The 25168-nt window shown below is 46.4% G+C and carries 25 protein-coding genes; 19 read left to right on the plus strand and 6 right to left on the minus strand.

Annotation, left to right across the window (positions count from 1 at the left end; all coding sequences use genetic code 11):
* The first annotated feature begins 536 nt into the window (after positions 1-536).
* Entirely contained in the window at positions 537-1265 is a 729-nt protein-coding gene (locus AAEO50_RS19085) for a hypothetical protein (RefSeq protein ID WP_341985944.1), read from the plus strand.
* Entirely contained in the window at positions 1262-2002 is a 741-nt protein-coding gene (locus AAEO50_RS19090; RefSeq protein ID WP_341985945.1) for a hypothetical protein, read from the plus strand. Before AAEO50_RS19085 ends, AAEO50_RS19090 begins: the two co-directional genes overlap by 4 nt.
* 246 nt (positions 2003-2248) lie before the next feature.
* Here the strand turns inward: AAEO50_RS19090 and AAEO50_RS19095 are convergent, their stop codons facing one another.
* The 3 genes from AAEO50_RS19095 to AAEO50_RS19105 form a co-directional block, all read right to left on the minus strand.
* Positions 2249-2674: a hypothetical protein gene (locus tag AAEO50_RS19095; protein WP_341985947.1), complete on the minus strand. Its 426-nt coding sequence runs from the start codon at positions 2672-2674 to the stop codon at positions 2249-2251.
* Between the two features lie 91 nt (positions 2675-2765).
* The gene (locus AAEO50_RS19100; protein ID WP_341985948.1) at positions 2766-3482 is read right to left on the minus strand and encodes an alpha/beta fold hydrolase; all 717 of its coding nucleotides are present in this window, start codon (positions 3480-3482) and stop codon (positions 2766-2768) included.
* A 43-nt stretch (positions 3483-3525) separates the two neighbouring features.
* Complete coding sequence (locus AAEO50_RS19105) at positions 3526-4008, minus strand: HXXEE domain-containing protein (RefSeq protein WP_341985949.1); 483 nt, start codon at positions 4006-4008, stop codon at positions 3526-3528.
* Between the two features lie 206 nt (positions 4009-4214).
* Between AAEO50_RS19105 and AAEO50_RS19110 the strand changes: the two genes are divergently transcribed.
* Together AAEO50_RS19110 and AAEO50_RS19115 are read left to right on the plus strand one after the other, a co-directional pair.
* On the plus strand, positions 4215-4625 hold the full coding sequence (locus AAEO50_RS19110) for a hypothetical protein (RefSeq protein ID WP_341985950.1): 411 nt from the start codon (positions 4215-4217) through the stop codon (positions 4623-4625).
* A 34-nt stretch (positions 4626-4659) separates the two neighbouring features.
* Positions 4660-5052, plus strand: coding sequence for a hypothetical protein (locus AAEO50_RS19115; RefSeq protein WP_341985951.1), 393 nt, complete (start codon positions 4660-4662; stop codon positions 5050-5052).
* 281 nt (positions 5053-5333) lie between these two features.
* Here the strand turns inward: AAEO50_RS19115 and AAEO50_RS19120 are convergent, their stop codons facing one another.
* Complete coding sequence (locus AAEO50_RS19120; protein ID WP_341985952.1) at positions 5334-5597, minus strand: hypothetical protein; 264 nt, start codon at positions 5595-5597, stop codon at positions 5334-5336.
* A 59-nt stretch (positions 5598-5656) separates the two neighbouring features.
* Here AAEO50_RS19120 and AAEO50_RS19125 point away from each other — a divergent pair, with 59 nt between their 5' ends.
* The 11 genes from AAEO50_RS19125 (at position 5657) to AAEO50_RS19175 (ending at position 19498) form a co-directional block, all read left to right on the plus strand.
* Positions 5657-6667, plus strand: coding sequence for a LacI family DNA-binding transcriptional regulator (locus AAEO50_RS19125; protein WP_341985953.1), 1011 nt, complete (start codon positions 5657-5659; stop codon positions 6665-6667).
* Between the two features lie 196 nt (positions 6668-6863).
* Positions 6864-8180, plus strand: a complete 1317-nt coding sequence (locus tag AAEO50_RS19130) for an ABC transporter substrate-binding protein (RefSeq protein WP_341985954.1) — start codon at positions 6864-6866, stop codon at positions 8178-8180.
* Between the two features lie 74 nt (positions 8181-8254).
* Complete coding sequence (locus tag AAEO50_RS19135) at positions 8255-9154, plus strand: sugar ABC transporter permease (protein ID WP_341985955.1); 900 nt, start codon at positions 8255-8257, stop codon at positions 9152-9154.
* Between the two features lie 148 nt (positions 9155-9302).
* The gene (locus AAEO50_RS19140; RefSeq protein WP_341985969.1) at positions 9303-10079 is read left to right on the plus strand and encodes a carbohydrate ABC transporter permease; all 777 of its coding nucleotides are present in this window, start codon (positions 9303-9305) and stop codon (positions 10077-10079) included.
* 89 nt (positions 10080-10168) lie between these two features.
* A complete protein-coding gene (locus AAEO50_RS19145) occupies positions 10169-11527 on the plus strand; it encodes a GH1 family beta-glucosidase (RefSeq protein ID WP_341985956.1) in 1359 nt (452 codons plus the stop codon).
* The gene (locus tag AAEO50_RS19150; protein WP_341985957.1) at positions 11524-12867 is read left to right on the plus strand and encodes a glycoside hydrolase family 30 protein; all 1344 of its coding nucleotides are present in this window, start codon (positions 11524-11526) and stop codon (positions 12865-12867) included. Before AAEO50_RS19145 ends, AAEO50_RS19150 begins: the two co-directional genes overlap by 4 nt.
* Positions 12868-13606: 739 nt before the next feature.
* Complete coding sequence (locus tag AAEO50_RS19155) at positions 13607-15151, plus strand: CPBP family intramembrane glutamic endopeptidase (protein WP_341985958.1); 1545 nt, start codon at positions 13607-13609, stop codon at positions 15149-15151.
* 873 nt (positions 15152-16024) lie between these two features.
* Positions 16025-16762, plus strand: a complete 738-nt coding sequence (locus AAEO50_RS19160; protein ID WP_341985960.1) for an SDR family oxidoreductase — start codon at positions 16025-16027, stop codon at positions 16760-16762.
* A 12-nt stretch (positions 16763-16774) separates the two neighbouring features.
* Positions 16775-18241 carry an aldehyde dehydrogenase family protein gene (locus tag AAEO50_RS19165; protein WP_341985961.1) on the plus strand — a complete coding sequence of 489 codons (1467 nt, stop codon included), beginning with the start codon at positions 16775-16777 and terminating at the stop codon, positions 18239-18241.
* Between the two features lie 339 nt (positions 18242-18580).
* The gene (locus AAEO50_RS19170) at positions 18581-18727 is read left to right on the plus strand and encodes a hypothetical protein (protein ID WP_341985962.1); all 147 of its coding nucleotides are present in this window, start codon (positions 18581-18583) and stop codon (positions 18725-18727) included.
* A gap of 3 nt (positions 18728-18730) precedes the next feature.
* Positions 18731-19498, plus strand: a complete 768-nt coding sequence (locus tag AAEO50_RS19175) for a TerC family protein (RefSeq protein WP_341985963.1) — start codon at positions 18731-18733, stop codon at positions 19496-19498.
* A gap of 82 nt (positions 19499-19580) precedes the next feature.
* Here AAEO50_RS19175 and AAEO50_RS19180 read toward each other — a convergent pair whose 3' ends face one another.
* Positions 19581-20189 (minus strand): FMN-binding negative transcriptional regulator, encoded by a 609-nt coding sequence (locus tag AAEO50_RS19180; RefSeq protein ID WP_341985964.1) that lies wholly within the window; start codon positions 20187-20189, stop codon positions 19581-19583.
* 204 nt (positions 20190-20393) lie between these two features.
* Here AAEO50_RS19180 and AAEO50_RS19185 point away from each other — a divergent pair, with 204 nt between their 5' ends.
* A complete protein-coding gene (locus AAEO50_RS19185; protein WP_425383232.1) occupies positions 20394-21266 on the plus strand; it encodes a YitT family protein in 873 nt (290 codons plus the stop codon).
* A gap of 117 nt (positions 21267-21383) precedes the next feature.
* Here AAEO50_RS19185 and AAEO50_RS19190 read toward each other — a convergent pair whose 3' ends face one another.
* Positions 21384-21881, minus strand: a complete 498-nt coding sequence (locus AAEO50_RS19190; RefSeq protein WP_341985966.1) for a DinB family protein — start codon at positions 21879-21881, stop codon at positions 21384-21386.
* A 434-nt stretch (positions 21882-22315) separates the two neighbouring features.
* On the opposite strand from AAEO50_RS19190, the gene AAEO50_RS19195 reads away from it, so the two are divergent.
* From AAEO50_RS19195 to AAEO50_RS19205, 3 genes are all read left to right on the plus strand, one after another.
* Positions 22316-22702 carry a hypothetical protein gene (locus AAEO50_RS19195; RefSeq protein WP_341985967.1) on the plus strand — a complete coding sequence of 129 codons (387 nt, stop codon included), beginning with the start codon at positions 22316-22318 and terminating at the stop codon, positions 22700-22702.
* 302 nt (positions 22703-23004) lie between these two features.
* Entirely contained in the window at positions 23005-24198 is a 1194-nt protein-coding gene (locus AAEO50_RS19200; RefSeq protein WP_341985968.1) for an MFS transporter, read from the plus strand.
* Between the two features lie 137 nt (positions 24199-24335).
* Positions 24336-24917: a nucleotidyltransferase family protein gene (locus AAEO50_RS19205; RefSeq protein ID WP_341985970.1), complete on the plus strand. Its 582-nt coding sequence runs from the start codon at positions 24336-24338 to the stop codon at positions 24915-24917.
* The last annotated feature ends 251 nt before the right edge of the window (positions 24918-25168 follow it).

Below are 25168 nucleotides of genomic sequence, written 5' to 3' on the forward strand. Positions count from 1 at the left end.
TTGAGGCCAGCAAGCGAAAGCGCGGTAGAAAATATGAAAAACTAAGTAACCCTAAGAATAGTGAAGTATGTGTCCAAACTTAGGGGGTTAAACCGGTATTTTTGAAAAAAGGATCATAAATTTCGAAAATGGATCGTATTTTTGGAGAATGGATCATAAATTCCGAAAACGGATCATATCCGGCCTCCAGTTCAGTTTCAACCAGATCTTAACCAGGAAAAACGAACTCTATTAGTCTTATTAAATCTGTTTTACGCTTTATCTTCACCCTTACTTCAATTTTTTTAGTTAAAAAAGACAAATTTATTCTATAAGATGCCGGGTGAACCACGGGACCTGTCCCTCTGGTCCCGTGGCTTAGATCCATCCGGAGGGGGAGCTCCTCTGCGGTATTTGCCTGAAGAAGGCCCGTCCCTCGCTGCGGTAAAGTTTTACCGAAGCGAGGGACGGGCCTTTTTACATTTGGTACTTAATGTTAAAATAAAGGATTATAATGGAAGAGGGTCTTAGTTTTATAGAGAAAGGAAAAGGGGAGTATGTTCAATTTCAATTATTCGACGGATGCTGTATCGTTTGGCGTGGACGCGCTGGCATGGGTGCTCATCGGACTGGCAGCTATTAGGCTGTATAAAAGACAGCAAGTAAAGCCGAAAGTATGGAAGATTGCCGTTGTCATCATGGCAGGGCTGATTTCATTCTCGATTCATTGGGAGTTGGCAGGAAATCTGCTGAAGATCCCTATTTTACCGCTTGGTGTGTGGATATTATATGGAATCTTGAGGGGGAAGGAAGACAGGTGGGACAATTATCGGTCGTTTGCATGGCTGGGGTTTGCGGGGAACTTCATTTTTCTGGCGGCTGCGATGGTCTCGATTCTCCTTTATCCGGTGGTGTATCCAGAAAGCAACGCATCAACTTACATAGCAGATGCCGGGAATGCTTCGATTGTCGACATTCACCCTTCTGGAAAAGAAGGGATGATTCTTGATAAAGATAGATTAGTAGATCAGCTATCATCTATGAAGCAGGAAAAAGTGGAAAGTGATGTATGGTATGAACAGATGCATCACAGTTCGGATGGCTACCGGAATAGGAATGAACGCTTTCCCTATCAGATGGTTGGCGTTTCGTCCAAGTGGGGGAGCGGGGCGGATCCGGTCATGTATGTGGAAGTGGACGGGAAGGGCATACTTGTCTCTACCTCACATAATCAATATTATTATAGATTCAGTGAATCGATCTTAAAGGAGGGGGCAGCAAGGTGAAGGTGAAAAAGAAAGCGATATTGATGAGTACCTCCATTTTGATAGCCGGGGCTCTGGCCATCTACTGGTTTTATTTTTCAAAGCCTGCGCCTCTTCCGGATGAAGATCAGATGATGAAGGAAATCAATGAGCTGCTGCCTAAAGCTGCTGCCGGGGAGATCCAGGAGGTAATTTTGGTCGATGACAAGCATGCCGTAGCCCCTTTTAAGTCAAAAGAAGGGACTTATAGTGTCAGCAATTGGATTTGGAAGCATCACAAATGGAAGCTCGGTACAGTACGGACGGCAGGGGAACCGAAGATTTGGAAGATCGATCCCGATGATCCGTCGAGTTACCGCATCATTTGGAATATTAACCCTGCAGAAGACAGTATTCATACGTTGAGTTACTTTTTTATGAGGGACCGTTACTATTCCATTTCAGGGACTAAGCATCGTTACGATCCAAGTATCCAGATGAAAACGGAAGTACTTCTTCAGGAGCATCCATATGGTGTGATGAAGCTGCCGGATGATTGGACTGCGGTGATGGAAGCGCTGGATGATGGGGATTCAGGGGAAGGGTCCTCTTTCTTTAATGATTTTAACATTCAGCCTCATGTAAGCTTTGGATGGATCCCGCTTGATGAAAATGGGGAGGGTCGCTTACCTGAACGTGTGGTAAATGGATCGGGCTATCAGAATGGGAATGTTGAAGAAGTGCATATGAGGCTGCTTAATTTAGAAGAGGTTGAGTAGTGGGGAAGGTTCTGGGCATAAGTGAATCTTGTTGGTCCAATGAAAAATGGGGAAAAAACTAACGGGTTTCGTTTGAAAGCACAGACGACGAATGATTAAAGCTGTTCATTACTTGAGAAAAAAACATCAATATAACCACATAAAAAAGCTCAGTGGCTGTTCTGAGCTTTTTCTAAAATATATTCCGTTAAGCTCACTTTACTTAAAGGATCAAGGATGGAATAAACTTTAGTGGGGGCGGAAAATTTATGGCTCGTATACCTTTACATAAACCGAACCGTGCAGCCGATCATCAACATAAGCATCTAATTTCCACATACCACTTTTAGGTAAAGACATCTTTGATGGTGTGTGGGCATCAGCCCCGTTGTGGGATCCTCCCAGCGGTAAACTTTTAATAACGGTAATCTCTTCACCGGACTTACTATGAGTAGCCTTGACCTTCAAATTACCTTTTAACTTTTCTGGATTCCCCCATAAATGCCACATGTACTTGTTTGCTTTATCAGGATAGAATCGCGTCACTTCAGAATTATCATAAATAAATCCTAATTTTTCTTCGACCCCAATCATTTTATAGCTTCCTGATTCAAATATACTGCTTTCCTCCCATTTCTCGCCGGCACAACCAGTCAGAAAAACTAAAGTCAGGACTAAAAGAAACTTATTCATCAATATCCCCCTTTAAGAATTTGACGTAAATCTAATTAATAAGTTTCATATTATTCCATTAAGGAAGCTCAAGTTTACCTCCTGGGCAATCCTAAAATGTTTTTTTCAGCCACCCAATCAAATCCCCGGCCATCTCCGCAGTAAAGACGTGATTCACATCCTTATGAATCTTGAATTCCACCTTTTTTCTTTTTTCGCTTTCCGTCAGGTGCCGATAATAGTCTTTCTGACCCTCAATCGATATGATTTCATCTGCGTCTCCGTGAATCAGCAGGACTGGTGAAGTAGCGGTCACTCTTGTTACTGGATCGTACTGCTTTAGTTTCTTCACTTCTTCAAGCGGGATCTCTCCCCGGCCGTCCTTCTCTCTAAACAGCTTTTCGGACAAAAGAAACGAGCCGGATCCATTTATATTGGCCAGCCCTGAAACGGAGGTTTCACGGGCGAAGATTCCATTGGCGATGAATCCTCCCATGGAACTTCCCGCGACCACGATCTCCTCTTTTTGTATGACCAGTTCTGTAACAAAATCATTAAACTCATCGATGCTCTCAAAGATCGTTCTCCAAAAACATTGCTGGGTCGTCTCCCTGTCGAAATGATTGTCTAACGGCTGTCTTGTATCGTGAAAGACGATCTCAGGGATGATGACTTGATAACCTTCTTTTGATAATTCCTCTGCTATATCTTTGTATCCTTCAGCCGTCCCGCCCCAGCCGTGATAGATGATCACTGTTTTATGACGATTGACTGATTCTTCGGGGAGGATGGAATAGTATTTGAACTTGGCGAGTGTATGTTTTTGCATGGTAGACCGTCCTTTAGTGAATTGGGGCTGGCCCCGGTAGTTTTTAATAGATGATGAGAGTATCTCCCAGAGTAAATAATGCAGGGATCATTGCCAATAACAGTATTCCCACTACAACTGTTGAAATGAGGATTTCCTTTATGGTAATAAGGTTTAACGTATGTAACCGGTAAAGGATGACGGTATTGACGGGTATGATTAAGAGTACTCCTGTAGCAAGCCCTGGTGCGTACATTTTTGTCATAATCGAAGCAATTAAATGTGGGAAAATGGCATTTATCATCATTGAACCTAAGAATCCAATAAACGCCCGCTTTAGTAGAGGTGTTTTTGGGAAAGCGACAAAAAGAAAAGAAATAAGGTACGCAATGGCTGTTATGATGAGTACAGCAAAATGAAATTCGTTTGTTGTGACAGGCTTTTGGATGGATGAGCTAATCTGAGACCATTGAGGGAGCCATAGGGCTTCTTCTACATTATGCAGTGTGATGGCCAGACAAAAGAAAATAGCATAATAACTTTTCATCTTCTTTGCCTCCTTTCCACATTTCCAAAGTATGCAGCAAAACCTTCGAGTGAAATTCTCCTTATATATTACCACAATATTACATTTTGGTTTTAAAATAGATTGGTAACAGAACATAACTACGAATATCTAAAATATAGTAAAATATAACTATACATACTCTCATCTCTTTCCTAAAAAACCCCTATAGAATGGAGGCCCCCACTTTGAGGATCAAGAAATGGATACCCATCACCATCCTTCCGCTTGCCTGCCTGATTGGCATTACGGTGTATTGGTTCTGTCACTACCCTATTATTGAGGACGACTATACTGAATTGTCTATTTCAAAGGATGGACAGATTGTCTATGTCATAGACGATCAAGACCTGATTCGTAAGATAATAGATAAGGTTAATACGAGTCCCAGGAGCTATCATCCCCAGAATGGATTTCGATATGATTATCTGCCGCATGGTGTACTGATTTTCAAAAATGGAGCCGAGAAGAGGGAGCTGGCGTTTGTGATGCCGATGGGGAATGTGGTCACGAAGTATTGGGAGATCGAGACAAGTTTTGATTTTGGTGAAGATCCTGATGATCGTGTGAAGCAGAAGATGTTGGGTCCTGGTTTTTAACAAGGAAATATGACTTGAAAGTGGGGTGTTTTCCATGAAAAAAATGATGCTGATCGTCATTGCATTGAGTATCGTGTCAGTGCTGTTTTTCATGCTCAATCGCGGTACTCCCATTGAGCATGAAGAACTGACCAAAGAGGAAGCTCCTGAAACAATCCGGAAGTCTATCGGGGAAAATGAATCATCGCTCGGCTTTCAAATCTTCCGGGAAGGTGAGTACACGTACATTTATTATAAAAGTGAAGATGCTCACGATGAATATACAACCACGGATGTCAGGTTAAGGGAAAGAAGAGGGAAAGTAGTCGTGACGGCGACGGTTGACGGTGCTACGAATGATGGTGAAGTAAAGTACTATGAACTGGTTAGGATTCATCATGTAACAGAGGAAGATATGATTCTTAAAGAGAGGATTGATGTTCCTTGATTTGTGGGGTCGGAATTTCTCACTCTGCCGGGAAGTTGAGCCTATTTGTTTGGAAATCTCTATTATTAGCTAAAAAAAGACAAATTTATCTTTTACAAGCTTAATTAGGAGAAGAAATTGCTTGCTGGAAGCTGGGAAATCACGTTCAGTGGCTGGAATCAAGCTACTTTCTTTATTTTTCAATCCACTTTTCAGATAGTAACGAGCCACTTTTTAAAAATACGACCCAGATTCCTGATATTCAAGCCAGATTTCGATTTTTTGCGCCACTTAGAATCATTCTAATTTGCAACGGGGGATAATCCGGATAGCGCAAAATAAGCGGGACAACGGACCTGTCCCCGCGTCCCGCCGCCCGAGTCCGCGCAGAAAACGAACCGGAGGACCTGTCCCCATGAACCGGCCAAAAGTACAATCTGAACCAGGGCAGCTTCCCCCGTCCGCGGCTTGCCCTTTTCTAGCAGCCGCAAAGCAAGCGATACAACGAACCGGTCATATGTGACAAAAAAAGTTTGATAATTTTCTAAAAACTCTATTGATTCCATAAAAAAGCTGGGCTATAATAAAAAACAACGAAAGCGCTTTCGATAAAGAGGAGACAACGATGGTTACAATCTATGATTTGGCGAAGAAGACCGGTTTTTCAAGTACCACGGTCTCTAAAGCTCTTAATAATTATACTGATGTGAGTGAGAAGACAAAGAAGAAAATCATTGAGGCGGCAGCCGAGATGGGCTATCTGCCGAACGCACACGCTCAGTCGTTGTCGACGAAGAAGTCGTGGACGATCGGCGTGATGTTCGCCGAGGATAATGAGGTGGGGATGAAGCATCCTTTCTTCAATGCGATCATTGAGAGTTTCCGCAAATTTGTGGAGCGTGAAGGCTATGATTTGATTTTTGCTTCACGGAATCTGCGCAAGCGGGATACGAGTTATCTCGAACATTTCCTCTACCGTGCCGTTGACGGGATTGTGGTCATTTGCTCCGATCCCCATGACCCTCAGGTGCAGGAGATGGTCAACAGTCATGTGCCGATCGTGGTGATCGACATGACGAAGCAGAATTGCAGTGTCGTCTATTCGGACAATATCGAGGGCGGCAGGCTTGCAGTGAATTATCTTCATTCTTTGGGTCATACGAAAATCGCTCATATTTCGGGGGATCCAGACATCGATGCAGGTGCCCAGCGTATCAAGGGGTTCGAGAAGGGCATGAAGGAAGTGAACCTGCCGATCCGCGATGAATACGTGGTGAATGGCGGATTCTTCTCCATCGAAGAAGGAAGGATAGCCATGAACAAGCTTCTTGATTTAAAAGAAATGCCGACTGCGGTGTTCGTATCCGGTGACCATATGGCGATTGGCGCGATGGAAGCCATCAAGGCAAAAGGATTAAGAATTCCTGAAGATATCTCAATCATCGGCTACGATGACATTGACATGGCTGCGTACGTGTCACCGAAACTGACGACGGTCAAGCAGGATACAGACCTGATCGGGGCAAGTGCCGGACAGCTGCTGATCAATCAGATGAACGAGAAGAAAAAGATGAAGACCACGGAGATCATCCCGGTGGAGCTCATCGTCAGGGAGTCCTGTACATCGATAAACTAGTGCCTGGACTCCAGGCACGGTAAAATTTTTTAGGTGATTTCGAAACCGGTTTCGGAAACATATTCCAGCTGTTGATTTCCGTGTAAGACTTCTACGTCTTGCAGGGAAATCAACAGCGGCATCCATGAATTTTTTTTTACAAATACCGAAACCGATTTCGCCCACATATACTCACAAAGGAAAAAGGGGGATAAACATGAAAAAGTTTCTAGCATTATTTATGACGGCGGTCCTGCTTGCAGGAGTGCTCGCAGGTTGTTCCGGGGGTTCTGAATCAGCAGGCAGCAAAGACAAAGACAAGGATGTTGATTTGAAGGTTTGGTCATTCACGGATGAATTAAAGAAACCGATTACGAAATTTGAAGAGAAGAATGGGATCAAGGTGGAACTGACAATCGTTCCAATCGCTGATTATCCGACGAAACTGAAGCCTGTTCTTGAAAGCGGTGTCGGCGCACCGGATGTGTTCACTGGCGAAATTGCATTCCTTAAACAATGGGTGGATGCAGGATATTGGGAGAATCTTTCAGAGGATCCTTACAACGCAGATGAAATCAAAGATAAATATGTTCCTTACGTATTTGATTTAGGAAAAGACGAAGATGGAAATGTAAGAGCACTTTCATGGCAGACTACGCCTGGAGGAGTTTTCTATAAGAGAAGCATTGCGAAAGAAGTACTTGGCACAGATGATCCAGCGGAAGTCGGCAAGATGATGGGCTCCATGGATGGTGTGTTCGAAGTTGCTGAGAAGATGAAGGAAAAAGGCTACAGCATGTTCCCGGATGAAGGAGCGATCCGCTGGTTTGCGCAAGGAGAGAATCCGCAGCCGTGGGTAAATGACAAGAACGAATTACAACTGACAGATGAAAAAATCGAGTTCCTGGATCATGCTAAGACACTTCGCGAGAACAGTTATACTGCGCTTGCTGCCGAATGGTCTCCATCATGGTTCGAAGGCATGGATAAGCCGATCAAGGTGAAACAAGACGGGAAAGAGAAAGAAACTCAAGTATTCTCATATGTCCTTCCGACATGGGGACTTCACAGCGTCTTGAAGACGAATGTAAAAGAATCAGCAGGCGACTGGGCCGTAACGAGTGGACCAAGCCCGTATTTCTGGGGCGGAACATGGTTAGGGGTTTACAACAAGTCTGAAAACAAGGAACTTGCTTACGACTTTGTAAAAATGATGACGCAGGATGACGAATTCCTGACAGAGTGGGCGAAGGAAACGGGCGATGTCCTTGCTTACAACCCTGTAACAAATGCAATCAAGGATGATTTCAGCAGTGAATTCCTTGGCGGACAAAACAACTATGAATTCTTCCTGGAGCAGGCAAAAGAAATCGAGCCTGGCATCGTGACGAAGTATGATCAGCAGCTTGATACGTTCTACGGAAATGCCGTACAGCAATATGTAGACGGCAAGAAGTCGAAGAAGGATGCCATCAAGGAATTCTATCAAAAAGCACAGAATGCGTACCCTGACTTGAAGGTACCGAAGAACTAATTTCTATTTGATGGCAAGCGGCGGGGGTTACCTTGCCGCTTGCCAAATCTTAAATCACGAAGGGGGCTAGGGGAATGAAAAATGTGAATAAATACGGATATTTCTTCATTGCACCGTTCTGGATCATCTTCTTGATCTTCAGTATTTATCCCGTGGCACTTACATTCTATTACAGCTTTACGAACTATACAGGCAGCGGTGTGGCGGAAGTCGTCGGCCTTGCCAACTATAAACGATTATTCACGGATACTTATTTTGTCGAAGCCTTTTTTAACACGTGGAAGATCTGGGGAATCAACTTTATCCTGCAGATCGGACTGGCACTTATTCTGGCATTGATCTTTTCTGATATGAGAATGAAGCTGAGGGGACTCGCCTTCTTCAGATCGATTTTCTATCTGCCAAATTTGATCACCATCAGCTCGGTCGCCTTGCTGTTCGGTATTTTACTAGATTGGCAGCATGGCTCATTAAATATGATTCTTTTAAAAATTGGTCTTATATCAGAACCGATAAACTGGCTGAACGAGCCTACCACTGCACAGCTGTCCGTCTCGCTGATCCTGACATGGATGTGGTTCGGCCACTCCTTCATCGTCGTGATGGCGGGTGTATCCGGCATTTCGAAAGATTACTATGAAGCGGCACTCATCGACGGGGCCAACCGCTTTCAGACGTTTACAAAGATCACACTTCCGTTATTAAAACCGATTCTCCTGTACATCATGATCACGTCCCTGATCGGCGGTCTTCAATTGTTCGACCTGCCGATGCTCATCACGGATGGAATCGGGTCACCGGATGGATCGCTGAATACGATGGTGCTCTACTTATACAACCAGGCATTCAAGTATAACAATTACGGATATGCTTCGGCCGTCGCCTATGGATTGTTCGTCATCACCCTGATCTTCTCGGCGATCGTGTTCAAGGGAATGTACGGAAAAGAACGCAAACAAGCAAGGCAGGTGTAAAGAGATGCTGGGAAAAACAGCCGTTGAAAAAGAAGTGCAGTTCGAGGAGGAAGTAAAGGATCCGAATCCGGGTGTCCTTCCTCAAGAAACCAAGGAAAAAAATAAGAGCAAGATCATCAAAAGCATCATTTACATCGTGCTGACATTGATGGCGATCATCTGCTTCATCCCGTTTTTGATGATGCTCGTCAACGCGACGAGATCGAATGAAGCGATTCTTTCAGGGTTCACACTGATCCCGGGCACTGCCCTCATGGAAAACTACTGGACGATGATGGAATACGTCAACATCTGGACCGGGTTTAAGAACAGCCTGATCATCTCCGTGCTCGTGACGGTCCTGTCGGGATATTTCTCGGCGCTGACCGCGTACGGTTTCGCTTTTTACACTTTCAAGGGGAAGAACTTCCTGTTCGTCTTCATGCTTGTCATGATGATGGTGCCGGGTCAGCTCGGATTGATCGGATTCTATGAACTGAGCAAGAATCTCGGAATCCTGGATACGTATATCCCGCTGATCGTGCCGACGATCGCCAGCCCGTTCGTCGTGTTCTTCCTGAGACAGTATATCCAGACAACGCTTCATCCGAGTCTGATCGAAGCGGCCCGCATCGACGGGGCGAGCGAGTTCAAGATTTTCCATACGGTAGCGATCCCGATCATGATGCCGGCCGTTGCCACGATGTCGATCTTCACCTTCATCGGGTCATGGAACAACTACATCATGCCGCTCGTCATCCTGTTCTCGCCGGAGAAATACACATTGCCTGTCCTGATGGGATTCCTGAAAGGATCACAGGTGGCACAGAATCTTGGAAGCATGTACTTGGGGATCGCGATATCGGTCGTGCCGATCATGATCGCCTTCCTGTTCTTATCTAAATATATCGTCAACAGCATTTCAGCAGGATCAGTCAAAGAATAAAGAGAAGATGGGGACGTGTTACGATGCTGCCGACGCAGCCGAACCGCCCCCGTTTTTCCGCCATAAACAGCTAAAGGGGAGAAAACACAATGAAATTCGATAAACAGTTTACGTTCGGAACCGCAACATCCTCCTATCAAATCGAAGGGGCGGCAGCGGAAGGCGGCAGGACCCCGTCGATCTGGGATATGTTCTGTGACATCCCGGGCAGAGTCTATAAGCAGCATAACGGAGACGTTGCCTGCGACCACTACCACCGTTTCGAGGAAGACGTCCAGCACATCAAGAGGCTAGGTGTGGATACATACCGCTTCTCAATCGCTTGGCCGCGGATTTTTCCTGAGAAAGGGAAGTACAATCAGGAAGGCATGGATTTTTATAAAAAATTGGCAGCACGCCTCACCGAAGAAGGCATCAAGCCTGCAGTGACACTTTATCACTGGGATCTGCCAATGTGGGCCCATGAAGAAGGCGGCTGGGTGAACCGTGAGTCTGTGGAATGGTTCCTTGATTACGCCCGAGTTTGCTTCACGGAGCTCGATGCTGTCGTTGATTCCTGGATCACGCACAATGAACCATGGTGTGCCGGGTTCCTCGGATACCACCAGGGCGTCCATGCACCGGGTCACACGAATATGGACGAAGCGGTGAAAGCCGTTCACCATATGCTCGTGTCGCACGGTAAAGCCGTCGAAATGCTGAAAAAAGAATTCGCATCGGAGACGGAAATCGGCATCACGCTGAACCTGTCACCGGTGTACGCTAAGACCGATTCTGCCAATGATGCGCTCGCTGCGAACAATGCGGACGGCTACTCCAACCGCTGGTTCCTGGACCCGGTATTTAAAGGTGAGTATCCGAAAGACATGATGAATCTGTTCTCGAAATACGTCCATTCTTACGATTTCATCAAGGAAGGTGACATGGAGGCCATTTCGGTCGAGTGCGACTTCTTCGGCATCAACTATTACAGCCGCGGAATCGTTGAGTTCAGTGCTGCGACTGACTTTTTACACAGAGGTGCCTACTCTGATTATGAAAAAACCGGCATGGGCTGGGACATCGCGCCGAATGAATTCAAGGATCTCATCCGCCGCCTGAGAGCAGAATATACGCAGCTTCCGATCATCATCACGGAAAACGGTGCGGCATACGATGATGTCGTTGAAAACGGCCGAGTTCATGACAAGGAACGTACTGACTATGTTGAAAAGCATCTTCAAGCGGTTTCCGACCTGAACGAAGAAGGCATGAACATCGCGGGTTACTATCTGTGGTCGCTGATGGACAACTTCGAATGGAGCTTCGGCTACGACAAACGTTTCGGGATCTTGTATGTCGACTTTGACACACAGGAGCGGATCTGGAAAGACAGCGCCTACCGTTATGCGGAAATCATCCGGGATCACAAAAAGAGCCATAATCTTCAAGCGGAGGTTGCTCAATGAGATTCACCAGCGCAGAAGTAATCCTTACTGCCAAAGAAACAGGAGACCGGCTTTCTAAAAAGGAGCCGGTTTCCTTTTCGAAAGGGGCAGCGGCTGCAGGCACCCACATCGAACTTGATCCCGGGATGAAATTTCAGGAGATGATAGGGTTCGGCGGCGCGTTTACGGAAGCAGCGGCTTACAGTTTGTCACTGGTGAGTCCGGAGAAAAGGGCCGAAGTGATCAAGCGTTACTTCGATCCTGTTGAGGGGCTTGGCTACCGTCTCGGACGCACTCATATTAACAGCTGTGACTTCTCGCTGGGAAATTACGCGTATGTGGAAGAAGGGGACACGTCTTTAGGTAGCTTCTCGGTTGAACGAGAAAGGAAGCTTGTTCTGCCGTTGATTCATGATGCGGTGAAGGCTGCGGGCAGGGAACTGTTAATCGTGGCGTCCCCTTGGAGCCCGCCGCCGTGGATGAAATCAAACGGTGAGATGAACAATGGCGGCAAGCTGCTGGCCGAGTATGAACCGGTTTGGGCGGAGTACTATTCGAAGTACATCGACGCCATGGAAAAAGAAGGCGTCGCGATCTGGGGCATCACGATCCAGAACGAACCTGAAGCGAAGCAGGTCTGGGACTCGTGCCTGTATACGGGTGAAGAAGAACGCGATTTTATCAAGAACCATTTAGGTCCGTCCCTCGAGCGGAATGGGCACGGCGATGTGAAGGTCATCATCTGGGATCATAACCGCGACGTCATTTTTGAACGAGCGAGTGCGGTGCTGTCTGATCCAGAAGCGGCAAAGTATGTGTGGGGAACCGGCAACCACTGGTATGTGTCTGAGGAATTTGAGAATCTTTCGAAGGTTCACGATGCGTTTCCGGATAAGCATCTGATTTTCACGGAGGGATGCATCGAAGGCGGCGTGCAGGTTGGCGCCTGGCACACAGGCGAGAGGTACGCCCGCAATATCATCGGTGACCTTAACAATCATCTCGAAGCGTGGATCGACTGGAACATTGTATTGAACGAAGAAGGCGGTCCGAACCACGTCGGCAACTACTGCGATGCGCCGGTGATCGTGGATACGGTGAACGATGAGGTACATTATAATAGTTCGTTCTACTATATTGGACATTTCAGCAAGTTCATCAAGCCTGGTGCGCGCAGGATCTGGAGCAGCGTTTCTAGTGACCGGGTTACGGCCACTGCGTTTGAGAATCCGGACGGCCGGGTTGCGGTGGTTGTGATGAATGCTGGTGAGGAGAGTGAAGAAGTTTCGATTGGATGCGGCGAGGAAGCGATGAAGATTGAGCTTACGGGGCATTCGATTGGTACGTTTGTTTTGAGTTGAATTTGGTAGGGAGGGCAGTCCTTTTTTTGGGGGCTGCTTTTTTGTGTTGGGGCGGGACATGGGGACAAGTCCGGTGTCCGGGCAAGGGGAGGCGGACCGAGGGGACAGGTGCCGTGGTCCATTTTCTGCCGGGATGTGGGGACAGGCCCAGTGTCCCGCTTGCCGGATGTGATTGGGATGCTGGCCAGTTTAGAATGATTATCAGAAGATCATAAAATTCGATTTAGGATTGTATTTTTGTAAAACGGATCATAAATTCCCAAAGAGGATCGTATTTTTGTCGAATGGATCATAAATTCCGAAAATGGATCATATCCGGCCCCCAGCTTACTTTTAACCGGATCTTATCCAGGAAAAATGAACTCTATTAGTCTTCTGAACTCCGTTTTTAGCAGAAACTCATCGTAACCCCATATTTTTTAGTAAAAAAAGACAAATTTATCTTTTACAATATTAATTAGTGGGTGAAACTGCTGCCAGGAAGCCGTGAATTCTTAAAAAGTAACTGGAATCAAGCCATTGTTCAACTGCGGGTTTCCATCACGAATTGTGGCATAAACTTGATAGTTCAAACCATAGTCAATGGAAAATACATATTTTAACAGGATGGACATAATTTTATGTCTATTTTTCTAAAAAAAGGAAATATCCCTATATCTGTCGTAAGGAAAAACGTACATTATAAATAGGAAGAAAGTTACATAAGACATTTCGTACGATCAGCCAAAGGGGGAGTAAGATGGACACGCAGATGATCATATCCATCATCATTTTAATTACGCTGGCGGAAGCCGGTGCCGTCATCCTGTTTGTAAAATACAGACGGAGGGACATGGAAACGAACCCGTTCGTCACCATTTTGAAGAAAGAATGGGTGATTTTCTCTCATGCATTGTTGGGGTGGAAGATGAAAAAGAAGGAAGATCCTAAAGTCCGCTCCTACGCCTACCACAAAGGGTCAAACTATTTCTGGCTATTCATCGCGCTCCTTCATGAACAGGTGATCGAGGGCATTGTCTTTCATATCTATCTGAAAGAAGTGGATCCTCTCCGTGCAAACATCCTGGTTGTGCTTCATGTCTACACGATCCTCTACATGCTCGGCGATTATAACCTCGTTAGAAACTTCCCCATCCAGCTAAAAGGGAACCATGTCCTGATGAACATCGGGGCGAGAAGGTCGCTGCGTTTCCACATTAGGGATGTCGAAACCATCCAGCCTGCAAAAACTCATTATCATTCACACGGCGGCATGATCCATGAAAAGAATGTCTTCCACGTCACCGCACTTCCGAGGGTGTTGACCCGGATCTTCGGGATGACCGATGAGCTGAAATATGAAATCGTCTTTAAGGAACCGATTTACGCACGCGGCTATTTCAGCCAGAAAAAAGTGGTTGTGAAGGCCTTGATCTATATGGATAATCCAGAAGCGCTCATCAGTGACCTGAAGGAGAGGGCTGAGGGTTATGAAGGAAGCGAAGAATTGGAGGAAGAACGGTTCACTGCCGCAGCTGCAGAAAGCAAACGGCCGGCTTTGATCAACTGGAAGGTGTATTTCACCCTTCTTTTTCTAAACATGCTGGGGGCATTGGCGATCGCCCCTTACGCAATTGCTAGGGAAAACCTTCATGAAGTCATGGGGCTGAGCAAGATGTCCTTTACCCTATTTTACATGGTGCAAGTTTTATTGGAAGCGGGCATCCTGTTGTTTATCGGGTTGTGGCTCGCTAAAAAAGTAAAGCTGGGTGCTCCTGTCATCGAGGTATTTTTCAACAAAAGCAAGCCGCTTCGTTCTTTTAGGATGAAGGGGATTCATTCTGCCCTGTACGGGATTCTGGCTGGTGTGGCCATCAGCATGTTCAGCCTGATCGTCTCAAAACCGCTCGGTGTGGACAATTCATCATTGAATGAACCGGCCTGGTGGCTTGGCACGTTGGGGTCATTCGGGGCGGCCGTGAATGAAGAGTCGATCTTCCGGCTCTTTCTCGTCACGCTGATCCTTTGGCTGTTCCTGAAATTCACAAATGGGGCGGTGACGAAACCGAAGATCTGGACGGCGATCATCATCTCATCCCTTGTCTTCGGGGTGATGCATTACAGTGTGGCAGCGGCCAATGTAGAGATGACGATCGGAGTCATACTCAGTATGCTCGTGATCAATGGGATCGGGGGACTAGTGTTTGGTGCGCTGTTTGTCTTCATGGGACTTGAATTTGCGATAATTGCTCATTTCATGGCAGATATTGTGCTTCATGTGGTGGGGCCGAGGGTGGTGGAGTGAATATTAAAGGGGGCTATTATGGGGAAGGCAATGGGCTATGGGGACAGGTCCGGTGGCCCGTTTTTTAAATGGGATATCTAATGCCGAAGGGAGCTTCGAATAGAAGATCATATATTGTGATTTAGGATCGTATTTTTGAATTCAGGATCGTAAATTTCTATATAGGATCATAAATTCGGATAGGGGATCATAAATCCGGAATCAGGATCATAAATCTCGGTACAACCTTTTTTTATTTGAACAAGAGCTTTTTTAAAAAAGGAAAAACAGTTTTTAACCTGAATCCCGGTGAGAATTCTTCAATCCAGTATGGAAATGACTCGCTTTGAAAGGAAAACTGCAACGATTTCGGTATGTTCCGGTCCTGTTGGAAGTTCATGGCATACATAGTTAAGTTTTGTGGCTGAGGCGGGGGACTAGTTCGTTGGTACAATTATAGAAAGTATGCGGGTCCCACTGATCGTAGAGCCACCTTCATAAAATAGCCAGCACCTTATACCACCTACTAGTCTAGTCAGCTTAAAAAAGACTAATTAATCTTTTACAGGCTTCGGCTATGGCTTATCCAGGTCCCGTCAGCTCAATTTTAAAAATGGTGCCCGTACCCCCATGTCCCGCTTTGTGTAGAGCAGATGGGGTACCTCCCCAATCCATTAGGCACTACCAAAAATAGCAGGTCTAATTCTCAAGGGAATCAGCCTGCTATTTTTGATATAACTCCGCATTCTTCTCTTAATAACACCGCCCCTATCTCCAGGCCATCAAACTCCCAAACTCTCCACCTCTTGTTTAACCCATCGACTTTTCGTGAAAACAAGATATGTAGAAACGAACAGTAAACTAAATCTCACACGAAAACAGGAGGAAACATACATGACTACAACTAAAACAGCAATCATTACAGGTGCAAGCAGCGGGATCGGTCAAGCGACGGCGAAGGAATTGGCGTCGAAAGGAATCACGGTCATGCTTGCAGCGAGAAGGGAAGAACGATTGAAAGAATTACAAGAAGACATTGAACAAAATGGAGGGAAGGCCTTTTATCAGGTCACGGATGTAACCAATGTTGAGGAAATGGAGCAGTTGGCGAAAAAGACGAAGGAAGAATGTGGACGGATTGATATCCTGGTTAACAATGCAGGTTTGATGCCGCTTTCCATGATCAATAAACGAAAGATCAAAGAATGGGATCAGATGGTGGATGTGAATATCAAGGGCGTCCTTTATGGGATAGCTGCCGTGCTTCCGTATATGGAAGAGCAGAAATCCGGACATATCATCAATATCTCTTCTGTTGCGGGTCATAAAGTGATGCCTGGAAGCTCCGTATACAGCGGAACGAAATACGCGGTCAGAGCGATCACTGAGGGACTGCGGCAGGAAATGAACGCATCGCACAATATCCGCACGACCATCATCAGCCCGGGTGCCGTGGCAACGGAACTGACGGAAACCATCACGGACGATGATGTATTAGAGGCCTTTAAAAAGCAGGAAATGAAGCCTTTGGATAGTGAAAACATTGCCAAGTCGATTTCTTATGCTGTCGAGCAGCCGGAGCATGTCGATGTGAATGAAATCATTGTGCGTCCGACACAGCAGGGAATGTAGGAGGTGTCTGACATGAACACGGACTTTACAAAATTATTCATCAATGGAGAATGGGTGAAAGGGAGCAGCGACAGAACGATAACCAACCGCAACCCTTATGATCAATCCGACCTGGTCACAATTCAAGCGGCCAGTAAAGACGATCTGGACCATGCCTATCAATCCGCACAGAAAGCACAGCAGGAATGGGCGAACGAGCTCCCGCAAGTGAAACGGGATGTGATGGAAAAAGCCGTCCGCATCGTCGAGGAAAACCAGGAGATGATTATCGACTGGCTCATCAAGGAGTCAGGAAGCACGTACATGAAGGCGGCCGGCGAGGTAAAGGTCTCCATCCTCAGCATGAAGGAAGCGGCCACCTATCCTTACCGGATGGAAGGCAAGATCCTCCCTTCACAAGTACCCGGGAAAGAAAACCGGGTCTACCGGGAACCGCTCGGCGTCGTCGGCATCATCAGTCCATGGAATTTCCCGTTCCATCTGGCGGTGCGTTCAATTGCGACAGCCCTTGCCACGGGTAACGGAGTCGTGGTCAAGCCGGCGACCCATACACCGGTTACAGGGGGATTATTATTCGCGAGCATTTTTGAAGAAGCCGGTCTTCCGAAGGGATTATTGAACGTCGTGGCCGGACGCGGTTCAGAAATCGGGGATGACATCGTCACCCATCCGATTCCGCGCTTGATTTCCTTCACGGGATCAACCGAAGTCGGACGCAGGATCGGCGAACTCGCAGGTAAAAATTTAAAGAAAACCGCTCTCGAATTAGGCGGCAACAACGTATTCATCGTGCTCGACGATGCCGATATCGACCAGGCAGTAGAGTCTGCCCTGTTCGGCAAGTTCTATCATCAAGGTCAGATCTGCATGTCGATCAACCGGATCATGGTGCACAAAGACATACATGACAAATTCGTTGATGCCTTTGTATCGAGGGTGAAAGAACTTAATACCGGCAATCCTGCTGAAAAAACAACCCATATCGGGCCATTGATTGATGAAGATCAAGCCGAGCGAATCCTGAAAGATATCGAAGACAGTAAAGAGCAGGGTGCCGAAGTGATCCTAGGCGGAGATGCAAATGGCAACCAACTTTCTCCGACGGTGATGACGGGAGTAACCAACGGCATGCCGATTGCCAAAAATGAAATATTCGGGCCTGTAGCTGCCATCATCGCATTCGAGGACGATGATGAAGCGGTACGGCTGGCCAATGAACATCCGTACGGGCTGAGCGGGGCAGTTCATTCATCTTCCATTGAAAGAGGAACTGCCATCGCACACCGCGTCCAGACCGGAATGATTCACGTAAATGATGAACCGGTCAATGATGAACCGCATATGCCGTTCGGCGGTGAAAAGGACTCTGGACTCGGCCGATTCAACGGTGAATGGGCACTTGAGGAGTTCACGACAGTCAAGTGGATTGGCGTGCAGCATAAGCGAAGAGATTATGGACCGTTTATTGAAAAGAAATGATAAGGAGGCTGCTTTTCGGGTTGGAGTTCCAGCCGAAAGGCAGCTTTTTTTGTGCGGAAGAGGCGGACTATTTTCATCATGACATGGATGTTTCTCCGCCAACTTCTCCCGCCAAAAAATAATAAAAACACCTACTTGACGATATATTCGGCCACCTGCTATATTTAACTTACAGCCACCATTGTGGTGGAAAAACGTGAATAGGAAAGACTCCAAAGGGGAGTAGCTTTCAAGTATGCCGTCATTTCGTGATGGGGTTCCCATCTCCGGCTCACTTGGCAACGAACATGTTGCTTGCGAGACCTTTGCCTTGTTAGGTAAAGGATCTCTTGCGTATAGATGCAGACCAGAGACCTTTACCAACCGGTAGAGGTCTTTTTCTATGGGAAAAAGGAGTGGCAAGGAGATGTAGGACTCGTGATGCACCATGTCGATGTATCGCTGTCAGTTGTGAATGCCTATCAAAAAATGAGAAATGAGGGATGACCGTTGGAATGGTCTCTATTACTTGAGTACGGCTGGGTTTTGATGATTTTGATTGCTTTGGAAGGGATTCTGGCGGCGGATAATGCGCTGGTCATTGCCACGATGGTCCGGCATTTACCGGAGGACAAACGGAAGAAGGCGTTGTTTTATGGGCTGGCGGGGGCTTTTGTGTTCCGGTTCGGTTCGTTGTTCATGATCTCGTATCTGGTGGACATTTGGCAGGTGCAGGCAATCGGAGCCATGTATCTGTTGGGGATCGCCATCTATCACTTATTGAAAAAGCACGTGTTGAAAAAATCAATGGAACGTCATAAAGAAAAGAAAGAGCCAAAGTCGTCGGGGTTCTGGTGGACGGTGGTCAAAGTCGAAGCAGCGGATATCGCGTTTGCGGTGGATGCAATCCTGGCAGCTGTTGCCTTGGCGGTCACATTGCCTGAGACCAATCTTCCGGCAATCGGCGGACTCGATGGCGGACATTTCATCGTCATTCTCCTTGGAGGAATCATCGGCCTAGTTATCATGCGTTTTGCGGCGTCTGCGTTTGTCGGCCTCTTGGAGAAACGTCCCGGACTTGAGTCGGCTGCCTTCGTCATTGTCGGCTGGGTCGGCGTCAAGCTTGCCGTCTACACGCTCGCTCATCCGGCCGTCGGGGTCATAGCATACGAATTTGCAAAGGGCCCGGTGTGGAAAGGGATCTTCTGGTCGGTGCTGATCATGATCGGGGTTGTAGGATGGATGAAATCCAAACCGAAGGAAGTTCAAGAAAGTTAACTTTTCAGTGCAGCATCTTTTTGTAGAGGGTCTGTCCCGTATTGGGGACAGACCCCATTTTTATGGAATCCGTCATGGCCCCTTACCGCTGATTACGCTTCATCAACCGTGCGATTTCCTGCTCATTCTCATGCGGTAATCGTTCCAGCGCCTGGATGACCCGTTCTTTCCGGTGAGCTGAATGATTCTGACTTAATTTCGCTTTTCCTTCGATTTTAGTGATGTTCAGCTTGAAGCCCTGGATCCCTTTGCTCATGCCGGCGAGGTAACTGGAATCCACATCCTCTAATTTGTACGGGCTGTCAGGCGCTTCGTATTTCATCACCAAGTCTTTCAGCGATTCTATCACTTCATCTTCATCGTCCACAAGCTCGACTTCCCCGTATACATGAACACTCACGTAATTCCAGGTGGGCACGGTTTGATCCGTCTCGTACCAGGAGGGGGAGATGTAGCAGTGCGGTCCGTGGAAAATGGCAAGCGCGGTCCTGCCTTCGATTTCCTTCCACTGTGGATTCGGCCGGGCAAAATGGCCGTATAAACAGGTCTTCTCCTCGTTAAGCAGCAACGGCAAGTGAGTGGCCAAGGGCAGTCCGTTCTGTTGGGATATGAGCGTCGCGAAGCCGTGTTCTTTTATGATCCCATAGGCAATCGATTCGTCTGTGATCTTGAAATACGGCGGGATATACATGGTGTGCTCCTTTCTATTTGTCTATGAAGTATAGATTCTGTGAGAAGGGGTGGAAACCCTTTTTTTAGGGAATGGAGGCATTGCCCCTATGTCTCTCCAGGTTCAGAGACTTTGCCTAATGTGTCCAATAAGGTATAATTTATACAGGAAATCATGTCGGGGGAGGGGGAAATCGAATTGACTGATGAAACAGTAGAGCAGCAAGTGAAATCAAGGCTGCAGCATCCTAAATTAACAAAAGCGAAGATCGCAAAACGCGGATTTTTTATCCTGTTGGGAGCGGTCATGATGGCGCTCGGGATTGAAGTATTCCTTGTTCCCAATATGATTATGGACGGCGGGATTGTCGGCATCTCGATCATTTTATATAACCTGACAGGCATCAGCATAGGAGCGTTTATCTTTTTCCTGAACATACCGTTCTTCTTTCTCGGTTATAAACAAATCGGAAAGACGTTTGCCATATCCACCCTGGTTGGTATCACCATTTTATCCCTGGCAACGAATTACCTTCACCATGTGGCGGCATTTACTCAAGATGTACTGCTCGCCACCGTGTTCGGCGGGATTGTACTCGGTGCAGGTGTGGGACTGGTCATCCGGTACGGTGGTGCCCTTGATGGAAGTGAAATACTTGCCATCCTGTTAAATAAAAAGTTCCCATTCTCCGTTGGGGAATTCATTATGCTGTTCAACGTCTTTATTTTTACCTGGGGCGGCTTTGTACTCGGCTGGGATCGTGCCATGTATTCGGTCCTCGCGTATGTCATCGCCTTTAAAACGATTGACATTGTGATCGATGGTTTCGATGAATCGAAATCGGCATGGATCATCAGTGATAAAGATCAAGAAATCGGGGATGCGATATTAGCGCGCCTGGGTCGCGGTGTCACCTATCTGAAGGGCGAAGGCGGCTACTCCGGGGACGACAAGAAAGTGATCTTTTGCATCGTCACACGTCTCGAAGAAGCCAAATTGAAGTCGATCGTCGAAGAATTGGATCCCGCAGCCTTCCTTGCCGTGGCGGACATCAATGAGGTTCGCGGAGGGAGATTTAAGAAGAGGGACATTCACTAAGTGCGGGACGAGGAGTCAGGTCCCCCGGTTCACTCAAACGAATTACATAAAAACCGGACAGTGGCCAACGCCTCTGATCGGTTTTTTTATGACGTTTATTCAATTACGCACGGAACTTCAGCACCAATCAACGCCGCCCCATGAGGATTGCAGCTTCCGCAACAGGACAATTTGCCCGAGATGATACGTATCGTGCAACATGATCTGGCTGAGTAAACGCTCAATTGAGTACCTGTCAGCTGCATAAGGAGCTTTTAACTTTTCATCGTCTAGGTCTGCAATCACCGTTTTTAATGTATTCATGACTTCATTAAGGCGCTCCACTGTCTGGACCCACCCCATTTCGTCTTCCGGGTCCCCTGGATTTCCGAAGGTTTCTTCATTGTCTTCTGCCTTAAGGGGATTCTCTGTGCCCTTAATTCGATGGATTACGTCTTCATTCCAAAATATCAAGTGGTTGACAATCTGCCAAACCGAATTACTGTTTCCCGAACTTGTCCATGCCGCCTCAGCAGTGGTGCACCCATGAAGCGCCTGGTCCATGGATGCAAACCAATCATTCTCATGGAAGTGCATGTCGAGTTGGTCTATAAACATATTGGTTACACCTTGCATACAACCCATCTCCTCACTATTTGGTGTAATCTTTCAAAGCTAATTGACAAGAAATAATCTGACTAACATTAACTCCCTTCTCACATTTCATTCATACATCCTTTGACAAGTATTGAGTTTCATAATTGTATATTTCGGTATCTTTTTAGAAAATCCTTGTTAAGCTAATCTTCCTCGTTTATTTATTGGGGCTATTTTTGTATGTTTTATAGAGTTATTCTATTAAAAAAGCTTTTCTCCCAACGTTCGTTGTACTTTATGAAAATTCTTTTTCAATAACACAGGCGTTGCACTTGCAGAGTCAGGAAGCGCAAAGGATGGTTCTATTATTGTGAAACCGATCCTGAGCTTCTTTTCGTTTGGTATGAGTGGCGTCCGGCTACTACTTTAAGAAAGTATATAAGGTTGGTAAACTAGTTCAGAGGGGGGATGAAATGAGTAAAAAATGGCTTGCCGCGTTATCTGCAATCGCTCTTATTCTTGTTGGAAGTGTTGTGATTTTCATCAATAAACCAGATGAAGCTGATTTTGTCCGGTGGCTAACGGATACCTATGAAGTCGACTGTATGGATGATCAGTGCTATACATTGAAGCTGAGTAGCGAAGGCGGGGAGGCTTCAGCCAGCAGTACATATTGGAATGCAGATGGATATTATGATTCCTCGACGGGTTTTTTGAATATGGGGATGCAGACGAAGCGGCTTTACAGGAACAGGGATAACCCCGATCAATTTTTTTCAATTGAGGCAGAAGGCTTTTGGGGGAGTTTTAAAGAGATTAAATTTGTACGGAATGGGGTTCAGGTTTCGAGAAGAGACTGAATGGAGTATGAGCCCTAAAATTCACTTGTCTATAACTGGAAACCTCTATATAATAAAAGAGAATCTTAAACATAAAGGAGGGAAACTCATGCAATCGTTCACTGTGGACATCAGGGCCAGGAAGAAATATCTTGTTTTCATGATGTCTATTTTTGGATTTTCGGCTGCCAACGGGACAGGTCTGTCCATTTTTAGCTGAATATTCATGAACGATGTATGATTTCCTGAAAATAGAGAAAGCCGCAGGGGATGATGCCCTGCGGCTTTTTTTTGACTTTTTGTTTAAGAGAGGACGACAATCGATGTTTAAGACAAAAAACAATATCTATTTGCTATATTTTTATCTATTTTTTGCACAGTTATTTTTTGACCGCGCGTTGTGGGTCATTTATTTAGGCGATAAGGGCATGACATTCGGTGAGATCGGACTGCTTGAGGCTTTGCTGCATCTTGCCATCGTATTATTTGAGGTACCGACCGGAATGATCGCCGATTTGTACGGGAGGAAGGTCAGCCTGGTGATCGGGAATCTGTTCAGCCTCCTGTATGCACTGCTGATGCTGATCAGCGGAACATTTACCGTGTTCACACTCGCGTTTCTGTCGATGGGGCTGATGGTCACCTTCCATTCGGGGGCTGAGCAGGCATTTGCGTATGATACATTGAAAAATCAAAATCGTGAAAAAGACTATACGAGGGTCATCGGGAGCATGACGGCCATTTCGTTATTATCGCTCAGTCTGGCTAAATTCCTCGGCGGCTTCATGGCCGAAGTCAGCTGGGAATGGGTATACGTCTCGACGATCGTCACCCATGTCCTTGCCGTGATTCCGCTGCTGTTCATGAAGGAACCAGAACGTGAGAAGACGGAAGACATCGGCGGGCGCTGGTATAACCAGTGGGTCCATCAATTCAAACTTGGTGTGAGGGTCTGGAAAAACAACCCTGTCATCCACCAGCCGGTCGTGCTGTTCATCCTGGCGAGCGCGGTGATGGTGATCATCGTGTTTTACGGTCAGGAATACTTCATTCAATTGGGTTATTCTTCGATTGTGGTCGGGGCCATTTTCACGATTGAAGGACTCCTAGGTGTCGTGATGGCGAAGATTGCATACAAGGTGGAGGAACGGTTTAAGTTTTTCAATATTCTTTATTACGGATTGGGACTTTTCCTCTTGTTCTTCATCCTGTTCATCTTTGCCACTGACTGGGCGATCCTGTTGTCCTTCCTGTTCCTGGCGCAACTGTTGAGCCTTTTCGAACCGATCTTCAGCTCATTTGTGCAGCGATTCCTGGAAAGCAACGTCAGGTCGACGTTCCTTTCGCTGATCGGGTTGATGGAGAGTTTCGTAATCATGATCAGCTTTCCGCTGTTCGGATATGCGATTGAGCGGAGCGGGTTTACAGATGGATTTGCGGGCTTGCTGGTGATCTTTTTTGTGATGGCCGGCGGGTATTTGGTTGTTGGACGGATGAGGGCGCGGAGGAAGATGTGATGTGCCTTTAAGATATAGCTGCCTTCACTTTTGGAAGTGGGAGGCAGCTTTTTTCTGTATCGAGACTGCTGCCATTTCGTCCGGCTATGGTAAAATGAGAATATACGTTCGTGTGAAATTAGGGGGATCTGGTGAACATGTTGAAGACGGAAGAAGATATACTCGCGTTAATTAGACGCGATGATGAGATGATGGAGATTTTGGAGGCTGCGAGCACATTGGATCTGCCGGACTGGTGGATATGTGCAGGGTTCGTCCGGTCGAAAATATGGGATACGCTGCACGGGTTCGATGAGCGGACGAAGACTCCGGATGTCGATGTGATTTTTTTTGATGATACAAGATTGGATGAGGCTGTTGAAAAGGAATGGGAGGATAAGTTGAGAAGCATATTGCCCTGCATCCCTTGGTCTGTTAAAAATGAAGCAAGGATGCATGTCATTAATAACATTCCACCCTACACTTCTTCAGAAGATGCCATTTCCAAATTTCCTGAAACGGCCACGGCCCTTGGGGTGAAGCTGGACAAGGAAAGTCAGCTGGTTCTAACCGCACCTTGGGGGATAGAGGATGTGCTGAATCTGGAGTTAAAACCAACGGCTTATTTTATGGAAACGAAAGAGCGTGCTGCGATTTATGAAGAGCGGATCAGACAGAAGAATTGGAAGGGGATATGGGATAGGATTCGGGTACATCATACAGGGGATCTGGTTGATTAAGATAGGTAATGTATTGCAGGGTGTCGTTCATGGCCGGGTCCGTTTTTCGTTCATATCTTGACGAATTTGATCATAAGCCGGGTATTTCGATAATATCCGTGGGTGAATGATAATAAAGAAAAGCGACAATCATCATTTCGATAATAAAATTGTTATTTTCTCTACGACCCCCTAATTCCTTTGGACATATTTGTACCGAAAAAAGTACACTAGAAACATAAATATGTCAGGAATTAGGGAGGGATATTTTC

Origin of the sequence: Rossellomorea oryzaecorticis, from assembly GCF_038405515.1 — a bacterium.
GTDB lineage: Bacteria > Bacillota > Bacilli > Bacillales > Bacillaceae_B > Rossellomorea > Rossellomorea oryzaecorticis_A.